Annotated in this window: 16 protein-coding genes; 4 read left to right on the forward strand and 12 right to left on the reverse strand. The window is 66.7% G+C overall.

Annotated elements, in window-relative coordinates; genetic code table 11:
- Positions 1-377: 377 nt before the first annotated feature.
- Entirely contained in the window at positions 378-2,336 is a 1,959-nt protein-coding gene (locus C1877_RS07175; RefSeq protein ID WP_114568820.1) for a putative bifunctional diguanylate cyclase/phosphodiesterase, read from the forward strand.
- Positions 2,337-2,342: 6 nt separating this feature from the next.
- On the opposite strand, the gene C1877_RS07180 is transcribed toward C1877_RS07175, so the two are convergent.
- The 8 genes from C1877_RS07180 to C1877_RS07215 form a co-directional block, all read right to left on the reverse strand.
- Positions 2,343-3,014 carry a DUF1847 domain-containing protein gene (locus tag C1877_RS07180; RefSeq protein WP_041239828.1) on the reverse strand — a complete coding sequence of 224 codons (672 nt, stop codon included), beginning with the start codon at positions 3,012-3,014 and terminating at the stop codon, positions 2,343-2,345.
- A gap of 97 nt (positions 3,015-3,111) precedes the next feature.
- A complete protein-coding gene (locus C1877_RS07185; RefSeq protein WP_167536696.1) occupies positions 3,112-4,257 on the reverse strand; it encodes an ABC transporter substrate-binding protein in 1,146 nt (381 codons plus the stop codon).
- 64 nt (positions 4,258-4,321) lie between these two features.
- Positions 4,322-5,101 carry an ABC transporter ATP-binding protein gene (locus C1877_RS07190; protein WP_015540534.1) on the reverse strand — a complete coding sequence of 260 codons (780 nt, stop codon included), beginning with the start codon at positions 5,099-5,101 and terminating at the stop codon, positions 4,322-4,324.
- Entirely contained in the window at positions 5,101-6,000 is a 900-nt protein-coding gene (locus C1877_RS07195; RefSeq protein ID WP_015540533.1) for an ABC transporter permease, read from the reverse strand. The genes C1877_RS07190 and C1877_RS07195 overlap by 1 nt, the downstream gene beginning before the upstream one ends.
- A gap of 15 nt (positions 6,001-6,015) precedes the next feature.
- Positions 6,016-8,073 (reverse strand): arsenosugar biosynthesis radical SAM (seleno)protein ArsS, encoded by a 2,058-nt coding sequence (arsS, locus tag C1877_RS07200; protein ID WP_015540532.1) that lies wholly within the window; start codon positions 8,071-8,073, stop codon positions 6,016-6,018.
- An 8-nt stretch (positions 8,074-8,081) separates the two neighbouring features.
- Positions 8,082-9,170 (reverse strand): GTP-binding protein, encoded by a 1,089-nt coding sequence (locus tag C1877_RS07205; protein ID WP_114568821.1) that lies wholly within the window; start codon positions 9,168-9,170, stop codon positions 8,082-8,084.
- 13 nt (positions 9,171-9,183) lie between these two features.
- Positions 9,184-10,281 carry a methyltransferase domain-containing protein gene (locus C1877_RS07210; protein WP_114568822.1) on the reverse strand — a complete coding sequence of 366 codons (1,098 nt, stop codon included), beginning with the start codon at positions 10,279-10,281 and terminating at the stop codon, positions 9,184-9,186.
- Positions 10,282-10,453: 172 nt separating this feature from the next.
- Positions 10,454-11,155, reverse strand: a complete 702-nt coding sequence (locus C1877_RS07215) for a DUF5714 domain-containing protein (RefSeq protein WP_114568823.1) — start codon at positions 11,153-11,155, stop codon at positions 10,454-10,456.
- 195 nt (positions 11,156-11,350) lie between these two features.
- Here C1877_RS07215 and C1877_RS07220 point away from each other — a divergent pair, with 195 nt between their 5' ends.
- The 3 genes from C1877_RS07220 to C1877_RS07230 all read left to right on the forward strand — a co-directional run bounded on the left by C1877_RS07220 (position 11,351) and on the right by C1877_RS07230 (position 14,673).
- Positions 11,351-11,977, forward strand: a complete 627-nt coding sequence (locus tag C1877_RS07220) for a type IV toxin-antitoxin system AbiEi family antitoxin domain-containing protein (RefSeq protein WP_041239827.1) — start codon at positions 11,351-11,353, stop codon at positions 11,975-11,977.
- Positions 11,977-12,864 (forward strand): nucleotidyl transferase AbiEii/AbiGii toxin family protein, encoded by an 888-nt coding sequence (locus C1877_RS07225; protein WP_049784297.1) that lies wholly within the window; start codon positions 11,977-11,979, stop codon positions 12,862-12,864. Before C1877_RS07220 ends, C1877_RS07225 begins: the two co-directional genes overlap by 1 nt.
- Before the next feature lie 105 nt (positions 12,865-12,969).
- Positions 12,970-14,673: a PucR family transcriptional regulator gene (locus tag C1877_RS07230; protein ID WP_147274527.1), complete on the forward strand. Its 1,704-nt coding sequence runs from the start codon at positions 12,970-12,972 to the stop codon at positions 14,671-14,673.
- Here the strand turns inward: C1877_RS07230 and C1877_RS07235 are convergent.
- The 4 genes from C1877_RS07235 to C1877_RS07250 all read right to left on the reverse strand — a co-directional run bounded on the left by C1877_RS07235 (position 14,670) and on the right by C1877_RS07250 (position 19,125).
- On the reverse strand, positions 14,670-14,861 hold the full coding sequence (locus tag C1877_RS07235; protein ID WP_015540526.1) for a hypothetical protein: 192 nt from the start codon (positions 14,859-14,861) through the stop codon (positions 14,670-14,672). The two genes, C1877_RS07230 and C1877_RS07235, sit on opposite strands and share 4 nt — an antisense overlap.
- A 104-nt stretch (positions 14,862-14,965) precedes the next feature.
- Complete coding sequence (locus C1877_RS07240; RefSeq protein ID WP_114568825.1) at positions 14,966-16,234, reverse strand: MFS transporter; 1,269 nt, start codon at positions 16,232-16,234, stop codon at positions 14,966-14,968.
- Positions 16,235-16,365: 131 nt separating this feature from the next.
- On the reverse strand, positions 16,366-16,713 hold the full coding sequence (locus tag C1877_RS07245; RefSeq protein WP_015540524.1) for a 4Fe-4S dicluster domain-containing protein: 348 nt from the start codon (positions 16,711-16,713) through the stop codon (positions 16,366-16,368).
- Positions 16,714-16,725: 12 nt separating this feature from the next.
- Positions 16,726-19,125: a molybdopterin-dependent oxidoreductase gene (locus C1877_RS07250; RefSeq protein WP_114568826.1), complete on the reverse strand. Its 2,400-nt coding sequence runs from the start codon at positions 19,123-19,125 to the stop codon at positions 16,726-16,728.
- Positions 19,126-19,754 lie beyond the last annotated feature (629 nt).

The raw sequence follows: 19,754 nt of genomic DNA on the forward strand, positions 1-19,754 counted from the left end.
GCCTATGGCACTCCCCGGCGCAGACCGTGCTGCGCAGAATGCTCCGAACAGGGAAAACCTTGAGGACCGCAGGGAAAGGGCCGCCCCGCTCGCACGTTAAGGGGCGCGGAGATTGCCAAACCGGCCGTTTTCTGCCAAAAGGGGCGCCGGAGCGCTACACCACCGCTCGGCGAGCGATGCCGGCCATGCCCGCCATGCGGGAAAGGAGGCGCCCGGGGAGGACCTGCGGGAACGGAGGACCTGCGCCGACGGCGTTCAGGGGAAGTTCAAGAATGAATTGTGCGGGGCGGAGCGGGGACGAGACGTTACAATAAGACAGGGGGTTGCGGGATGCGGCCCTCTCGGCGGGCGCCGGGAGACGAGGATGGGCGAACGACATGGGATGGAACGTATCGGCTGAGGTCATCGCCTTCATCATCGTGCTCGTCATCTCCGTGTACTCGCGCCAGAGCCATGCGGTGCCGTCGCCGAAGAACCGGGTGTTCCGGCTCTGCCTGGCCACCACACTGGGGGCTATCGGCACGAACCTGGCCTCGACGCTCATGATCGCCTATGCGCCGCTGGAGCTGCTGCCGCTCACCTACCTCGTGACCCTCTGCTACTTCGTGCTCACGCCGCTTCTGGGCACCGTGTACTTCTACTACGCCGTGGCCGTTGTGGGCGAGGCGCGGCCGGTCGGGCGGGCCTTCGTCCTGGCGAGCGGCGTGCCGTGCGCGGCGTACTTCCTGCTGGTGCTGGCGAACGTCCCCACCGGCTGCCTGTTCTCCTTCGACGCGGCGGGCGTCTACATGCAGGGGCCGCTCATTATAGCCACCTACCTGGTGTTCTACTTCTACTGCGTGGCCTGTTTCGCGCTCGTGGTGTTCACGCGGGCGCCCATCGACCCCGTCATCAAGCGCATCCTGGCCGTGTTCCCGCTCATCGCCGTGGGCGTGATAGCCGTGCAGCAGCTGTTCCCAACCTATCTGCTGTCGGGGTCGGCGGCCGCGTGCTCGCTGCTCATCATCTACCTGTACCTGCAGAACAAGCGCCTGTCGGTCGACCAGCTCACCGGCGCCTCCAACCGCCAGGAGTTCCTGTCCATGGTCTCGCTCATGGACGAGAAGGGGCAGCCGTTCACGGCCGTGCTCGTTTCGCTGTCCAACTTCAAGTTCATCAACGACAAGTTCGGCCACGAGAACGGCGACCGGTTCCTGCGCGAGTTCGCCGCGTACCTGGGCACTGTCGGCGAGGCGCGGCTCTACCGCTACAGCGGCGACCAGTTCGCCCTGATCGCAAGCTGCGACGGCGCAGGCGGGAACCACGACGAGGCCGCCGCGACGGCCACCCTGATCGCCCCGCTGCAAAAGCGCCTTGAAGAGCCGTGGCGCATCGGGGGGCACTCCTGCACGGTGGGCGCGGCCATCGGCGCCGTGAGCTATCCCGCCATCGCGCGCACGCCCGGCGACGTGGTTGCCGCCCTGGAATACGCCACGGTGGAGTCGAGGAAGCTGGAGCCAAACACCCCCTGCGTCTGCACGCCGGAGATGATGGGGGCCATCCACCGTCGCAACGCCATCGCCGACGTGGTGCGCCGCGCGGCCGAGCAGGACGGCTTCACCCTGAACCTGCAGCCCATCTGGTCCGAGAGCGCTCGGCGGTTCGTGGCGGCCGAGGCGCTCTGCCGCCTGACCGACGACGAGCTGGGCCCTATCCCGCCCGACGAGTTCATCCCCATCGCCGAGCAGATCGGCGTCATATCAGACGTCACGCGGTTCATGCTGGAACGCGCCTGCGCGTTCGTGCGCTCCTACCGGGACGCCCACCCGAGCACGACGTTCCACGGCGTGTCGGTGAACTTCTCGGCCGTGCAGTTCATACAGGACGACCTGGCCGAATCGGTGCTGGCCGTGGTGGCGCGCCACGGCATACCGGCGTCGTGCCTGCGCGTGGAAGTGACGGAGAGCGCCATCATCGCGAACCCCGAGGCCGTGCGGGCCTTCATGGAGAAGATGCACGCACAGGGCGTGCGCTTCTACCTGGACGACTTCGGCACGGGGTACTCGAACCTGTCCACGCTGCTGGAGCTGCCGTTCGACGTGGTGAAGCTGGACAAGAGCATCCTGTGGTCCGTGACGGAGGACGAGCATCTGGTGGAGTTCTTCGCGCTTCTGGCCTCCGGGTTCGGCGTGCTGGGCACGCAGGCGCTCTCCGAAGGGGTGGAGACACCGGAGCAGCGGGCCTTCCTGGGCCGGTGCGGCTGCGACCTTATGCAGGGCTACCTGTTCTCGCGCCCCCTGCCGCCCGAAGAGGCCGCCGCAGCCATCGCCGCAAGCGAGGGGCGCGGCGAGGAATAGCGCCCGTCAGGCCCGCCAGGCGGGGTGCTGCTTGAGCATGCGGTTGTAGGGCGAGGGGCCGCAGGCCGCGTGCAGCGCCGCCACCGGGTTGTGCACGAGGGCGCGGTCCTTCACCACGAGCGTGGTGCAGGGGGCGGCGGAGCGTTGCGCGAACAGGATGTCGTGGCCCACGCACAGGCCCATGACGATGTTGAGGTCGGTGCCGGCCTCGTTCAGCAGCCGCGCCTGCAGCAGCGGGTCGCACGACACCGCGCCGTAGTCGCAGCAGCTGTCGGCGACGCCGAGCTCGGCGCGCGTGAGCGAACCCACCTTGCAGGCCATGCCGTACACGTCGAAGCCGTTGGCGCGCAGGATGCGCGCGAGCGTGCGCCCCTCCCCCAGCAGGCCGGAGCACACGGCGATGCCGAGCTTCCGCGCGCCGGTGCGGCGGGCGTACTCCATGGTCTCCTCCACGCGGCACCAGTGCTCGTCGAACGCGAGGCGCGCCGTGTCCGAGGCGGCGGCCATGATGCGGTAGACCTCCTCGTCGCGGTACTGCTCGAGCAGCGCGGCGCGATCCTCCGCGGCGAGCGCCGCCGTCGCGCAGAAGGGCGGGTACGCCCCCGACCCGTCGGCGCAGCCGCCCGAGCCGCAGTCGGCGCACGAGGGCCCGTAGGCCGCTGCATGTTCGTTGTCCACGGTCGTTGTCCTTTCCCCGGGCTCGCGCCTTGCGCGCAGTTCGAAGGGGGCCGTGCGGCATAAGCCCCCGCCGACCCCCTCCCGCAGCGCCTGCTGGCTAGTCGCCCAGCTCCGCGTCCATCCACGGGATGAGCGGGCAGGCGGCCTTGATCTGGTCGGGCGTCATCTCGTAGCCCTTCTTCTTCACGGCCTTCGCAAGGGAGTCCAGCATGGTGTCGGTCATGCCCGTCTTCCAGTCGGCCACGGAAAACGCCGCCCGCACGGTGTCCTCGGACGCGCCCATGCTGTCGGCGCAGATCTTCACGCACTCGGCCTCGTTCGCGCTGTCAGCCATATAGTCGGTGGCCTGGTCGAGCGCCTTAACGAACTCCTTGAGGGAGGCCTCCTCCTTCTCGTAGACCTCCTTCGTGGTGATGTACGCCGCCACGTCGTAGGAGTTCGTGTCCGCGTTGGAGCCTACGCGGTAGGAGCCGGGGGCGGCGGAAAGCGCCGTGTCCGGGTAGGGCTGGCTCGCGGCCATCAGGTCGATGTCGCTGCCGGCGGCCAGCACCGTGGGCAGCGTGTTGGCCTTCACGTCCACGAGCGTCACGGTGCCGTCGCCCTCGGTGCCGAAGTCGTTCACCGACACGCCCATGGCGCTCATCCACGACTTCACGGCCGACTCGGTGGTGGCTCCTTGCTGCACGCCCAGCTTCACGGGGCGGCCGAGCGCGGCGGCGGCCGCCTCGAACGAGGCCTTCACCTCCGCCTTGTTGTCCGACGCCTTGTCGTAGGGCGTGATGGCCGTATCACCGGTCATTGACGGCGATGCAACGATGACCTGCGAGTTCGTGTTGCAGTTCGTGCCGCAGAGCACCACGATGTCATCGCCGTACTGGCCGAGCGCGTCTGCCACCGGGCCCTGGCCCGTGGCCGCGATATCGGCGGAGCCTGCGAGGAGCGCCTCGACGGACTGCTGGCCCGAGCCGCTCACGGTGAGCAGCTCCACGTCCATGGGCGCGGCATCGAAGTAGCCCTTCTTGTCGGCCACGATGACGGTCTCGTAGCCGGCCTTGTTCAGGTAGGCCACCGATACGGGCTCCAAGGCCTCCTGGCTCTCGGAGGCCGGGGCCTCGCCCTGCTTCGCGTCGCCTTGGCCGTCGCCCGAGGCGCAGCCCCATAGGCCTGCCACGCCCAGGGTAAGAGCCGCCATGCAGGCGAGCAGCAGCACCTTCGCCTTCGCCGTGCGTTTCCTTGTTCTCATGATCGCTTCCCTCTCCTTCTTGCGTCGTGCGGCCGTGCGGCCGCCCTTTCCCGGCATATGCGCATCACGCATCCTCCGCAAACGAGCACGCGCTCGCGGGCATGAGGTCCCGGATCTCGGCATGGAGCCGCCGGGCCTCGGGGCTGCCCGCATCGCGCGGCAGGTCTTCGGGAACGCGCCATTGCCCGATGATGGATCCCGGCGTGCCGGAGTACAGCACGATGCGCGATGCCAACAGCACCGCCTCCGAGATGTTATGGGTGATGAACACCACGGTCTTGCGGCGCTCGCGCCACAAATGGAACAGGCTCGCGTCGAGGGCGGCGCGCGTCTGCTCGTCGAGGGCAGAGAACGGCTCGTCCATGAGGAACACGTCCGAGTCCATGGCCAGAAGCCGCGCGATGGCCACGCGCTGCTTCATGCCGCCCGACAGCAGGTTGGGCCGCTGGTCGGCGAACTCGGCCAATCCCACGGCGCGCAGAGCCGAAAGCGCCGTGTCGCGGCGCGCCGCGCGCGGGGCCCCACATGAGTCGAGCGCGAACACCACGTTCTCCAGCACCGTGAGCCACGGCAGCAGGCTGTACTCCTGGAAGACCACCCCACGCTCGGGGCCGGGGCCCGCCACCTCGCGGCCGCGGTAGCGCACCGAGCCGCGCGTGGGCTGCTCGAACCCCGCGATGAGGTTCAGAGTGACGGTCTTGCCGCAGCCGGAGGGGCCGATGAGGCACACGAACTCGCCCTCCTCGATGGCGAGGTCCACGTCGTCCAGCACGATGCGCGCCCGGCGCTTCGAGCGGTCCGTCCAGTACGCCTTCGTGGCGTGGGAAAGCTCGATGAGCGCCATCAGTACCCCTCCTCCAGGCCCAGACGGTGCCGGATGGCCTTCTCGAAGGTCGCCAGCACCACGCGGTCGATGGCCAGCCCGATGACGCAGATGACCGCGATGCAGGCGAACGCGCCCACGTAGTCCAGCAAATCGCGCGTGAGCTCGATGGAGTAGCCCAGGCCGATCCCCGTGCCCACCACCATCTCGGCGGCGATGAGCACGCGCCACGCCGATGACATGCCCACGCGCAGCGCGTTGATGATGGACACCGACGCCTGCGGCACGAGCACCTTCAGGAAGATGGCCGGCCCGCTCGCGCCCGCCATCTTGGCCGCGCGCACCAGCACCGCGGGCACCATGCGGATGCCGCCCGCCACGTCCACGGTGATGACCATGGACGACACGGCGAAGATGATGAAGACGGCCGACTCGTCGCCCAGCCCGAACAGCAGGATGGCGATGGGCAGCCAGGCCAGGCCGGGAATCATCTGGAAGATGGACACCGGCGCCATGCCGATGGCGTAGATGCGCGTGAAGTAGCCGAGGACGGACCCCAGCACGATGCCGAACGCCGCCGCGAGCGAAAACGCCACCAGGAGGCGCTGCACGCTGGCCCCCACGTGCGCGTAGATGCTCTGCCCGTAAAGCGAGCGCCCCTCGAACAGGTACTCGCTAAGGCGCGCGAACGTCTCCACCGGCGTGGGGAAGCGCAGGGCGGAGGCCCCCGTCCCGTTGAAGAAGAGGGCGAACAGCCCCCAAATGGCCAGCACCACCGTCAGGCCGGCCACGATGGACCCGAACGTCTTCGCCCGGTCGCGCGCCCGTCCGCCACGCACGTCCACGAAGCCCCCGTCGGTGCACCCGCCATCGAGGTGCCGCTCTATGAGGCGGTCGTCAGCCGACGCATGTGCGCGCATACGACTCGCTCCCCCTCACTCGCCGTACTTGTCCATGAGGCTGCCGCCGCAGGAGCTGCCGCAGCCGGCGGCGCAGCTGTAGCAGAGGGGGCTCGTGGCTATGGTGCGCGGGCCCAGCGGCTCGTCCACGAGGTCGCGGACGTTGCGCGGCCCGTCGAGCGGCAGGCCCAGCACGTGGTTCACCTCGCAGTCGTACAGGCGCCCGTCGTAGTCGACGTTCACCTGCGAGCGGCACATCATGCGCGCCACCACGGCGCCGTTGTAGTTCTCGGACAGCAGGTCCAGGTAGTAGTCGAACTTCCCCTCGCGCTTGAGCTGGTTCGCGAAGCGGCCGAGCGCGTAGTTGTTGAACGCGTAGAGGTTGTCGAACCTCACGTGCTGCTCGCGTTCCAGCTCCCAAGCGTAGAACTCCTCCAGCTCGCGCTGATCGGGCGGCAAAAACGGGCCCGACACGTTGTAGGCCACGTCGATCTTGAGGGCGGGGTCCACACCGTACCCGAGCTCGTTCAGCTCGCGCAGCACACCCACCACGCGGTCGAACACGTTGCGACCGCGCTGCAGGTCGCAGCCCTGCTCGTTGAAGTACGGCAGCGACGTCACCAGGTGCACCCCGCACTCGGCGTACACCTGCATGAAGTGCCGATACTCCGGCGCGTCCAAGATGGTGAGGTTGCTGCGCACGATGACCTCGTCGGCCAGCGCGGACGCCTCGCGCACGAACCATTCCAGATGGGGGTTCATCTCGGGCGAGCCGCCGGTGATGTCGAGCGTGCGGAAGCCGCCTCGCGCAAAGGCCGCGAGCACCGCCTCCATCGTCTCGCGCTCCATGCACTCGGCGCGCTGCGGGCCGCTCTCCAGGAAGCAGTGGCTGCACGCAAGGTTGCAGCGGTAGCCCACGTTCACCTGCATGGTGGCGAGCTCCGGCGCGCTCCTCAGCAGCTCCTTGTCGTGCACGCGCTGGTCGAACGGCTCGATGCCCAGGTCGCGGTACGCCTGCTCCAGCTCGGCCAACCCGATGCGCCGCTTCCCGCGCGCCAGCTCCAGCGCCTCCTGGGCCGCACCCTGGTCGAAGGCGCCCACATGGTGCGTGCGGTCGCCCCGCACCTCGAAATGCGGGGCATAGCGCGACGCGCGCAGCATCGCGGCCATGTTCCCGCTCACGGCCACCGGCCGGCCCTTGATGAGGCGCAGATCCTCGGTCAGGTCGAAGTAGCGCCCGTTCTCGGGCATGGTGCCCAGGTACGTGGCCGTCTGCCCGTAGTTCTCCTCGCGGTCCTCCAGGTCGGCGCACTTGATGGCGCGCACCGTGTGCGAGGCGAAGCCGATGCAGCCGAGCTTCGTCTCTATCTGGAAGTCGCCCACGTGCAGGGGCTCCGTCTCCACGTCGTAGAACACGGGCATGCCGTGCTCGGCCAGGATGCGGCGGAAGTCCTCAATGTAGAGCGCGCCCGAGAGGCACTCGCCGCGCAGCACCGGGTCGTCGTAGAACTTCGGCGGCACGCGGCGGTCCGAGAAGATGTCCGAGAAGTACAGCTCCCCGCCCGGCTTCAGCACGCGGGCTATCTCCTTGAACACCTGGTCCTTGAAGGGCGACAGGTTGATGACGCAGTTCGACACCACCACGTCCACCGACTCGTCCTCAATGCCAAGGGCCCCCAGATCCTCGATGAACCCGCAGTGGAACTCCACGTTGGAGCGCGTGAAACCGAACCGCGCCATCTGCGCCGCCTCGTGCCGCCGCGCGAATGCCAGCTGCTGCTCGGTCATGTCCACGCCGATGACGCGCCCCGAAGGCCCTACGAGCTTCGAGCAGATATACACGTCGCGCCCCGTGCCGCACCCCAGGTCGAGCACCGTGGCGCCCTCCAGCGCCGGCGGGATGGGCGAGCCGCACCCGTAGAAGTGCGCCATGATCTCGTCGTCGATCTCGTTCATCACGTCAATGACGTACTTCGGCGGCGTATGCGCAGTGCAGCAGCAAGCGTCGGTCTTCAAGTCGTCGCTCCCCTGCAGCGTCTCCCCATAATATTCGCGCACCAGCTCGCGAATATCCCTGCTCTCATCGACTCCCATGCTGTCCCCTATCGACCTTCGTCCGCCATGCCGAAGCATTCCGTGAAGAACACCTGGCAGTCCAGGTCGTACTTCTCGCACACCTCGTCCAGCGCGTCGTCCATGAGTCGCGCGAGCGGGCGCGCCTCGCACACGGCGCGCGCGTTGATGATCATGCGCAGGTTCTTGTGCGGGCGCAACAGCTTCTGCGCGTACTCCACGTCGTAGTCCACCCCGATGAGCGACGCCTTGTTGAAGTCGCCGTTGCCCGACGTGGCGAACGTCTTCAGGTGCGGCACGTTGCGCTTGCGCTCGATGAGCCCCATGCGGATGCCCTCGATGAGGTCGTCCACCACCGCGTTGCAGTCTATCTTGCCGCCATCGTTCGTCTTGAGGTACAGGCGGCGGTTGTACCAGGTGAGCTTCGCCTCCGCATCGGCGAACTCCTGATTGTGGCGCACCGAGAAGTTCTTGAGCGCCGTCTCGTGCGTGGTGATGAAGTCCGCGAGCTCCGCGATGTTCGTCTTCTCCAGCGCCGAGATCACGATGACCGGGATGTCGGGGCAGGCCGTCTTGAGGAAGTCCACGTAGCGGTGGATGTCGGCCTCCTCCAGCAGGTCGGCCTTGTTCAGCACCACGAGGTCGGCCTCTTCCAGCTGAAGCTTCAGCAGGTACACCAGCTCCTCGGGCAGGTTGATGTCGGCCCGCTCGGGCATGATCATGCGCAGCCGCTCGGGGTCCACCACCACGGTGAAGGGCGAGAGCGTGAACTCGTCGGCGCAGTCCTCGGCCAGGCGGTGGTACACGTGGTCGAGCGCGCCCACGCCGCAGCCGGGGATGTCGGACATGACGAACACCGCCCCGTCCTTGTCGCGCAGGCGGCGTATCTGGTCGATGGTGTTGTCCATCTGATAGCAGATGCAGCCCGAGGCTATCTCGGCCACCGTGCAGCCCGACGTCTGGGTGAGGTTCGTGTCCACGAGGTTCGCGCCCAGGTCGTTGGCGATGATGGCCGTCTCGCCGTAGCTTTTGTTCAGGTGCTCGGCCAGGGCTATCATCGTCGTGGTCTTGCCGGCACCCAGAAAGCCGCTCACCACCATGAATCTGATCTTGTCCATTTCCGTGCCTTTCCTAGCAGCAGCTCACCATGACGGGCTGGTCGTCCTCGTCCACGATGCCCTCCCAGTCGGCGGCCGTCTTGATGATATGGTCGCCGTGGATATCGCCGAAGTGCGCCGAGCGGTCGCCCTTCACGGTGATGACCTTCGCGTAGCGGCAGCCCCCAAGGCCCAGCACCGACACGTTGTCGCACACGTGGCACGGCTTGCCGGCCGGGAACTTGATGTCCTTGTCGAACAGGAAGAAGTCGGGGTAGTCGGGAAGCGTCCCGTCGTAGACGACCTCCTCTCCGTAGTCCTCGCAGTGGTCCGACGTGAGCTCGGAGTTCAGAAGGCGGCAGGTGACGGTGGCGAACGCGATGCCGGGGAAGAGGGACGCCTCGGCGTCGGTCAACGGCGTCTTGCGCGTCACCACGTAGCGCGGGTCGTGGAAGCCCAGGCCCTGGGCGATGCGGCGGAAATCCTCCACGAACAGGGCGCCTCCCAGGCGCAGGGCGACGTTCTCGATCTTGTCCGAAGTCTCCTGCGGAATGCGGCGGTCGGTGAACACGTCGGTGAAGTACCACTCCCCCTGCGGCTTCAGCACGCGCTTGACCTCGGCGACGTAGGCGGCCTTGTCGGGCGAGAGGTTGAACGTGCAGTTGGAGATGACCACGTCGGCCGTGCCGTCGGCCAGGAAGGAGAGGTCCTCGGGCACGCCGCGCACCAGCTCCACGTTGGGCTGGCCGTAGCCGAACTGCTTCATCTCCTTGTCCAGGTACTTCTGCGCGATGGCCAGGCGCTCCGCGTTGGGCTCCACGCCGACGACCTTGCCGGCAGGACCAACGAGCTGGGCCGCCAGGTACGTGTCGCGCCCCGACCCGCAGCACAGGTCCACCACGGTGCACCCTTCAAGCAACGGCGGCAGCGGAGCGCCGAACTCATGGAACGTGTTCTTGATCTCGGCGGCCACGTTGAAGAGCTTGTCCTTCGCCTCGCCGGGCACGGCGTCCTCGGCGTTGCGCGTGCGCGCGGTGGCCTGCGGGTCGATGCCCTGCGCCTTCGCGATCGCATCGTAGTACTCCTGGTAGCCGCCGGCCTCGGCCTTGCGGTAGTAAGCATGGTAGTCCATCGTCGCCCCGCCTCCCCGATAGTTGTTTGCATCCTATTATTATAAGATGTAGTCTAGCACTTTGAGGCGGATGTTCAAGCGGGGAAGCGTCGGCAAGGGAAGCGCAGCGTGCCGACGGCCGGCGTTCAGGCGGAATACGCCGCCGGGAAGCAGCCGCGCCGTCGGCGGCAGGCTACCTGCCGAAGAACGGGCAGCCGGCCCTCAGGCACTCGCGGTTGCGGTGGAAGTAACGGCAGGTTATGCGCTCGGGCATCTCCATCTCGATACCGCGCAGCTCGGCCGTGTACGCCGCCGCCTCCTGGAGGGCGACGAAGCCCGTGCGCTTGCAGCAGCGCGGCCCGCCCAGGTCGGCCAGGCGGGCGAGGATGCGCGAAGTCAGGCGCTGCGTCTCGGCCCACGGCCCGCGCGTCATGGGCGTGGAACCCGACACGATGCTCCAGTACATGCCCGCGCTCACGGCCGCGCCGCAGGTCCCCCAGAGCCCGCACGTGCCACCCGGCACGCTCATCGAGCGGTTTCGCATCTCTGCAAGCGCCCGGGGCAGGTCAAGGTCGCCGCCGGCGTTCTTGTAGGCGGCGAGCAGCGCGGCGCCCACGAGCGTGTGGTGCTCCGGCCCGTTGGGGAAGATGGACTTGTCGTCCATCATGGCCATAGCCATCTCCACCGGGTTCTTCGAATCGGCGGACGAGCAGTACTCCATGACATGGTCGACGCCGCCCTCGCGATGGCACACGTCGCACACGTAGTGCCCTGCCGTGCACACGGAATGTCCCGTCTCCTTCTTGCCGCAGATATGGCAGGAAACCTCCCGCCCCTCCTCGAAGTAATCGAGCGGCTCCCCGCACACCAGGCAGATCGCCAATCCCGCAGACATACGCCTCTCCTTCCCTCTCCTTCTTGCCGGCGCGACCTCGCGCGCCCTCAACTCCACTTGACGGTTTTCCTCACCGCCATGCCCACCATAATAGCGGTTCGCGCAACCGTGAACCATCGTTCCGTGCCGAGCGTCCGTAGGTTACATTTTCCAATATCTTGTTTCAAAAGTATCCTTATACGATACAATTGAAACATGAATAGACGTGATTACCTTTCCATCATGAATGAGCTTTCCGCATCGGAGGGCGTTTTCACCACGGCGCAAGCCATGCGTCTCGGCATTCCGCGCAACGTGCTCGCCAAGGCTCGCGAAGCAGGGAAGCTCGTGCGCATCGCCCATGGTGCGTACCGGATGGCGGGGACTCCGGCGTCGCAGCTCGACGAGCTGACCGCCGCATGGAAGCTCACCGACCCCGCGAAGATGACGCACGAGCGGGTGCCCGTCGATGCCTGGGACGGCATTGCCGTCGCAGGGAACACGGCCGCCTCGATCCTCGGCATCGGGGATTTCTACCTCTCGCCTTACCGCATCCTCGCCCCGAGGCGCATCAACTCGCGCAACGTCGAGACGAGGTTCGGCGTGCGCGACATCTCCCGCAACGAGGTGTCGTTTGCAAGCGGCATCCCCGTGACAAGCATCGAGCGCACCTTGGTTGACCTCGTGCTGGACGGCGAAGACCCGTCGCTTGTGGAGGACGCGCTCTCCGATGCCCGGGAAAAGGGCTTAGACGAAGAAAGGCTCATACGCCTTGCGGCAGATGCCGGTGCCTCGGCTCAAGCGAAAAGGAAGATGGCAAGGATCTTCGGGGAGGAAGCATGATGGCGTACGCAACCCCCACAGCCCTCGAAATGGCGGTCAAGGCCGCCGCGAAGGCATCATCGCTTGACACCGGGAGAGCCGTCTCGGGTTTCTACTTCCATCGATTCCTGTGCCGCATATTCAGCAGGCAGGACACGCCTTTTGTGCTGAAGGGAGGCCAGAGCATGCTTGCACGTACTGCGGATGCACGAGCCACCCGAGACATCGACCTGCTTTCTGAGAAAGCGGATATCGACGAAGCGCTCGCCGAACTCAAGCATCTTGCAGCCATCGACCTCGAGGACTTCGTAACCTTCGAATTTGTCGGATACAAGCCGATCAAGGCCGAAGACGACTACCGAGCAGGACTCAACGTCACCTTTACACCCTTGCTTGGAGGAAAACGGCTGCAGGATATCTCCATCGACCTCGTGTTCGATCAGATCGCGTACGGCAAATCCGAGGTTGTCGAGCCAGCCGACAGAATCGACGTACCGGATATCCCGACGTTCGGCTATCGCATCTACCCCGCCACGTGCTCCCTTGCCGACAAACTCTGCGCCATGGTCGAAATGCATGGCGACAGGCCCTCCTCGCGCGTCAAAGACCTTGTAGACGTTGCGGTTTACGCCGTGACCACCGACTTCGACGGCGGAGAGCTTTGCAGGCGGGCGCGCATCGAGGCGACCGTGCGGGGAATAAAGCTTCCCGAGAAGTACGCGGCGCCCATGGAGTGGAAACGGCTTTACCGCGGCACCTTCAGGAAGCTTGTTCGGCAAACCGGTCTGCCCCCGGAATACGCCGAGATCGAGACGGCAGAAGCACTTGCGGCAAGCCTGCTCGACCCGGTCTTGTCGCAAGAGGCCGACGGGCGGCGCTGGTACCACGAAAATCTGGGCTGGGAGTAACGCCCGGCGAACTTCCGCGGTTGCATCCGGGCTCCTGCTATACTGTTCGGGTATACCGGAAAGCGGCACTTGCGCCTCTGGCCGTCACGTGAATGGGAGTTCTCAGTGGCATCTCACGATTTCGGGGACGACGTCTTCCTCGCGCCCGCGCAAGGGGGCAGCCTGGCGACGGTGACGTTGCCCATGCTGGAAGATTTCCTGTCGGACTGCGAGGTCGTCCATCGGCCTCCCGCCGCGCGCCGCACGTTCCGCTGGTTCGCCGCCGTGTCGCACGAGCAGGTGGCGAGCACGGCGCCGAGCGACCTGGACGACGCGCGGCTGCTGTTCGTATGCCGCCTTGGCATGGCCGGCACGCTCCTGCGCGACCGCCCGCGGGCCTTCGCGCTGGCGCTGGCGGACGGCGGGGAGCATGTCGGGTCCGCCCTCGCGGACGTGGCCGACCGCCTGCTCGTCATCCGGCAGCAGGACCGCTTCTCCTACTTCATCTTCCTCGTGCAGTCCTACTTCATGCGCCTTTTGCTGTGGGAGGGCGAGCTCGACCGCATCGCGCTGCGCCACGGCACGCTCGCCGAGGCGCTCGACGCGAGCGCGCCGGTGATGCGCAACTTCATGTTCGTGACCGACAACGAGTTCAACCTCGTCGCGCGCACCTCCGCCATCGAGCCGCCCGACGCCCTGCACCGGCGCCTGGTCGAAACCGGCTGCCTGTCGCCCCAGATGATCGCGGAGAAGCGCTTCCACCTGCCCGAGAAGGCGTTCTACGAGAAGGAGCCCTCCGCCATCACGCCCTACGCGCGGCTGTCGCATCCGCTGTACCTTAGCCACACCTACTTCGGGTCGCTGTCCATGTCATGCCACGTCGCGCCGCTCACCGAGGGGCTGAAGGACCTGTTCGGCATCTTGATACGCCACGTCATGCCGCTGTGCGAGCAGCAGTGGCGCTCGCAGGTGAAGCTGAACATACCCCACTACTTCTTCTTCGAGAAGCTGCTGGAGCACGAGCCCGTGTCGTGCGAGTACGTGGACACGCAGCTGGAGATGGCCGGGCTCGCGGCCGACGCGCAGTACAAGCTCGTGGTGCTGGAGGTGGACGAGGGGGCCGACCCCGAGAAGGCGGGACGCGCGGTGCGGGCGGCCGGGCGGCTGAACGGCGGCGACGTGCACTGCTTCGCGTACCGCGCCGAGGTGCTGGCGCTCTGCTACGCGCCGCCGAGCGACTGCCGCCTCGCGCACCGCCGCACCCTCGACGAGCTCGAGGAGCACGTGAGCGGCCCCTTGGGCATCGACTGCGGCGTGTCGGAGATATTCGAGGGCATCGAGAACCTCGACATGGCGTACCGGCAGGCGAAGATCGCGCTCGGACTGCGCCAGACCATCCGCCTGCAGCTCTCCGCCGCCGAGGACGCCGACCGCGGCGCGTACCTGTTCGGCGACGCGCTCATGTACTTCCTCGTGGACCCGGCGGAAAAGGACGAGCGGTTCATGCGGTTCTGCTTCTCGCATACCGTGGTGGAGAAGATCCAGGCCGAGGACGTTGCCAACAACACGAACTACCTGGCCCTGTTCTGGCACTACCTGAACAGCGGTCGCAACGCCACCGCCGTGGCGTCGCGGCTCCACCTGCACCGCAACACGGTGCTCTACCACATAGAGAAGATCCAGCGCCGCTTCGACTTCGACCTCGCCCTCCCCGGCGCCCGCGAGCGCATGCTGCTGGACTTCAAGGCCTTCTTCCTCACCGAGGGCAGCGAGTCCGTGGCCCGGATATTCGCCGAGGCCCCGGAGAGCAAAAGCGCCATGCGCGCTTAGGGAATCCTCTTTCCCGGCGCGAGGCTCGTCGTGCCGGATTGCAGCTCGAGGGAGCAGCCGCAGGCGGCGCAGGTGCGCGTGCCCGGATCGTTCATGCGGCCGCACGACGGGCAGCGGCGCACGAGGATGGCCGGCGGCTTCTCGCCCCGGCAGCGGCCGCAGTTCATGCAGTAATGGCAGTTGCCCATGTTGATCCCGTCTTCTCCCTTCCCGCCGGAATCCTGTCCAGGCCCCTTGCCCGGAAGGGGCGGCGGAGGCCGGGCGCTGTGGCGCCCGGCCCCGTCGGACCCTCTTACTCCGCCCGCTCGGCAGGAGCAGCGGCCTGCTCGTCGGCTATCTTGCGCGCCACGGAGCTGCGCACGTTCGGGAACAGGAAGAGCGATGCCGCGGCCACGAGGCAGAGCACGGCCGTGGCCACGTAGACGCCCTGGTAGTACGGCACGCCGTCCACCGCCCCCGTCGCCGCGATGGCGAGGGGCGAGATCACATAGGACGCGATGAGGAACATGCCGAAGTTCTGGAACGTGGCCTGGATGCCGCCCACCACGCCGTAATGCTCGGGCCTCACGCTGGGAAGCAGCGTGGGCAGCATCTTCGTGAACGGCATGACCGAGGCCATGAGCACGGGCTGGATGCAGAAGAGCACCCAGGTGATAGGCCCGTACGGCAGGAAGAACACGAGCGCGAAGCACACGGCCGTGCCCGCGAGGCACGCGATGAACGGCGCCCGCATGTTCTTGAACAGCTTCGCGAACACCACCGGCAGCGCCATGGACGCCACGCAGGCGATGACCGTGTTCAGCGTGGACAGGTCGCCCGCCACCGCCGTGAGGCTCGGGTCGCCCATGAGCGCAGTAACGGCGGCCACCATGTAGGAGCCGTTCACGTTCGTCATGCCGAACACGAGGAGCGCCACGATGGCCACGGCCCACACGTGCCAGTTCCTCGCCACCACGCGCAGGTAGGTGCCCACCGGCTCGACGGAGCGGTGCTCGCCGTCGGGATGCTTGCGGTACACCGCGAACCACGCCACCACGCCCACCGCCATGAGGCCGAAGCTGAACCACCACGCGTCCTGGATGGCGGCCACGCGCGAGCCGTACCAGATGGCCAGCGCCGCGCCCGCCGACATGCCGGCCGTGTACACGCCCATGGCGAACGAGTTCGCCGTGCCGGGAAACCACAGGCGCAGGAGCTTCGCGGAGTTCGCGTTGAGCGCCGCCACGCCCATGCCCATGAAGAAGCTCGAGGCGAAGAGCGTCCAGTAGTCGGCCGAGAAGCAGCGCGCGAGCGCGCCCAGAAGCGACACGACGAACGCCGCCGCGAACACCTTTCCCAGGCCCATGCGGTCGGCCAGCACGCCGCCGGCCATGCAGAACAGCACCCCTGAGAAGTACGGGATGGACATGATCATGGAGAACATCATGGGCTCGCACTGGTAGTGCTGCATCACCAGTATCGCCGCGCCGCCCGGCACGATGAACGAGAACTGCAGGCTCACGAGCAGCACCGTCATGCCTATCAGGATAGCCCACCGCCACGGATAGAGTTTCTCTTGCATAAGAACCTCCTTGTTGAAAAATCCCCTGATATCCGCGCAAACGGCTCCAGCCGGCCTCGCAGGGCCAGCCGAAGATCCGATTTGCACGGTGCCCGCGCCCCCGGCCACGAAGCCAAGGGCGCGGTTGAGAACTACTTCGCGAAGATCACCATCTTGTCCTTCGCGGCCGCCTTAGCCTTGGCGGCGAGCTCCTCCAGCGTGCCGTAGACCATGACGCCGGCCTGGCAGTGGTGCACGCAGGTGGGAAGCTTGCCGGCCTCCACGCGCACGGCGCACAGGTCGCACAGGTGCGTGGGCACGGGCAGGTAGTCGTACTCCCACACGCCGTCGGAGCACTGGCGCGGGCCGTCCTGCACGATCTTGATGCCGAAGTCGCCCTTGGGCAGGTCATGCTCCTTCTTGCAGGCCACCTCGCAGGCGTGGCAGCCCGAGCAGTACTGGTAGTCGATCAGAAGGCCGTATTCGCCGGTTTGTGCCATGATGTCTCCCCCTTACTTGTTCTGGTCGTAGAAGCTAGGCTCGTCGCTCTTGTGCGAGGGGCCGTGCGTGTAGCCGTTCGTGGCCGTCACCTGGTAGGTGGGCTGGTCCTCGGGCCTCATGTTGTCCGGCGTGCAGGGGTACACCTTCGCCATGCCGCACTTGATGGGCGCGCCGTAGCCGGACGGGCCGTTCTCGCACATGGGAATGAGGTTGTTCGGGTTGCAGTCGAACACGCCGAACAGGCTCGGCTCGGCCGCCTCCTGCTCGGGGAACCACCAGCCGTGCTCGGTGGAGATGACGCGGGGATCGAGCGTGTCGTTGAAGCGCGCCACCTGGCGGCACTTGCCCATCTGGTTCTCGATCCAGGTCCACTGGCCCTCGGCCACGCCGTATTTCGCCGCCGTGTCGGGATGGATGTCGAAGTAGGGCACCGGGTGCAGCTCGCGGCTCGTCGTGTTCGCCTGGCGCCACTCGGAGTGGAAGAACTCGAAGGAGCGCTTGCCCGTGGTGAGCACGAGCGGGTACTCCTCGGCCAGCTCCGGCGTGGAGACCGGCGAGGTGGGAGGCTCCTCGTAGAACGGCAGCGCGTCCACGCCCCAGCTGTCGAACAGGCTGATGTAGAACTCGTAGCGGCCCGTAGGGGTCATGAAGCCGGGCTGGCCGTCGGGACGCAGCAGGCCCTTCTCGTACTTGTAGTAGCGGAAGTCGTTGTAGATCATGCCGGCATGGTCGTTCTCCAGCTCCTCCATGGTGAAGCCGCAGTTGCCCACCTGGAGGCGCCAGTTCATGTAGTCGCGCGGCTCCTTGACCCACTCGGGCCAGCTCTCGGGTGCCAAACGGTGCCCCAGGTCGATCATGATCTGCTCGTCTTCCTTCGCCTCGTAGAAGCTCGAGCACTTCGTGAGCGAGCGGACCGGGTCGAACCACACGCGGATGCAGTCGCGCTCGTTGGACATGGCGCAGGGCAGCACGAGGTCGGCGCAGGCCACGATGAACGGCGTCTTGAACAGGTCGACCACGCAGATGAACGGTACCTTCTCCATGGCGCGGTAGATGCGCGGCGCGTCCTGGCCCATGTTCGTGATGGGGTTGGAGGACTGGATCCACAGCATGTTCACCGGGCGCGGGTCGCCCTTCTCGTCAAGGCCGGTCTCGCACGCCTCGAGGATGGCGTCGGACTGGGAGGACGCCGTGAAGCCGTACTTCTTCAGGTTGTACTTGGAGTTGCCCAGGCGCTTCTCCACCATGCCCTCTTTGAGGTACTCGATGCCGGAGTTGTAGCCGAACTCCAGGCCGCAGGCCTGGTCGATGAGGATGTTGCCGCCGGGGTTGTCGATGTTGCCCGTGATGCCGGCCAAGCAGGCGATGGCGTGGGCCGTAGGGGTGCCGATCTTCGACATGTCCACGGCGAGGCCCCACTGGATGGTGGAGGGGTGGGCCTTCGCGTAGAAGCGCGCGGCCTCCACGATGAGCTCGGGCTCGACCCAGCAGATCTCGGCCACCTTCTCAACCGGATAGTCCTTCACGCGCTCGGCAAGCGCCTCAAAGCCGTAGGTCCACTTGTCGATGAAGTCGTGGTCCACGAGGTCCTCGCCGATGATGACGTTCATCATGCCGAGGGCGAGCGCCGCGTCGGTGCCGGGGCGCAGGCGCAGCCAGTACTTGGACTTGGAGGCGATCCACGTGAGCTGCGGGTCGATGGTCACGAGCTCGCTGCCGCGCTTCATGGCCTCCACGATCCAGTGGCCGAGGAAGGCGTCGGAGTTGCACACGACCGGGTTCGTGCCCCAGATGACGATGCACTCGGGGATCTGCCACTCGGGGTCGTTCTCGTAGCGGTCGGGGCGGAACTGGCTCATGTCGGCCACCCACTGGTTGCCCATGACCACGTAGCAGAGCGCCGTGCGCGGCAGCATGCACGAGTCGCCCGACAGGAAGCAGAGCGTGAGGTCGGGGCCGCCGAAGTTCGCGTACTGGTTGTGCGCGATGACCTGCGAGACGTTGCGGCCGGTGCCGATCATGGAGATGATGGACTCGGGGCCGTCCTTCTCCTGGAACGCGCGGACCTTTTCCTCGATGATATCGTAGGCCTTGTCCCAGCTCACGCGCTCCCACTTGTCCTCGCCGCGCTTCCCGGCGCGCTTCATGGGGTAGCGCAGGCGCTCCTCGTGGTTCACGAGCTCGGGCAGCTCCAGGCAGCGCATGCAGAGGCGCCCCTGGTTGAACGGGCTGTTCGGATCGCCCTCAACCTTCACGAGCTTGCCGTCGTCGTCCGTGTAGAAGATCACCTGGCATCCCTCGTGGCAGCCCGGGCCCGACCACATGGTCGTGCGCGTGGCAGTGAGGTCGCCCTCCTTCCAGTGCAGCTTCTTCGGGTACAGGTCAAGGTTGTACTCGTTGTTGTACTCCATACCTATTCCTCTCTTCCCTCGTCCTTTGGGTCTCCGAACGCCGGGTGGAACCGACCGCTCGTCGAATACCGCCATTCTAGGGAGCAGGCCTGCGGCCGCGAAACGGAGGAAGTTCCAAAAACTCGGGCGAACTTTTGGAACATCCTCTATAGGCCGCCGCTCGGGGCGTTTTCTATACTGCAAAGCGTGGCGGACCCGTCGGACGCTGTGGACGTGAAACGCGTCATGCCTGATGGGAGAGGCATCCGCTCGCAGCGAATGCCGCGCGCGGCCATGCGCCGACGCGCCGCCGACCTGTCGGAACCAATCGGGAAAGAGGTTGAGAGACCATGTGCTTCAGACCAACGGCCGTCGAACTGAACAAGAAATGCCCGGAGTGCGGACGCTCGTGCGAGCCGAGCCTGTCCGCCTGCCCTGACTGCGGCGCAGCGCTGCCCGCGGGACCGTCGGCCCCGGGCGCCCCGGGAGCGGCCGCCCCGGGAGCGCCCGGTGCTCCCGGGGCGCCGGCGGCGCCGGGGGCTCCCAAGCCGCCCGCCGCGCCCGGGAAGGCGCCGGGGCAGAACTAGCCTGCGGGCGCCCCGGCCAGCCGGGGAGGCGCGAGCTAGCGCAGGGTGCGGCCGCAAGCGGCC

The sequence above is a fragment of the Gordonibacter pamelaeae genome (assembly GCF_003340385.1).
Taxonomy (GTDB): Bacteria; Actinomycetota; Coriobacteriia; order Coriobacteriales; family Eggerthellaceae; genus Gordonibacter; species Gordonibacter pamelaeae.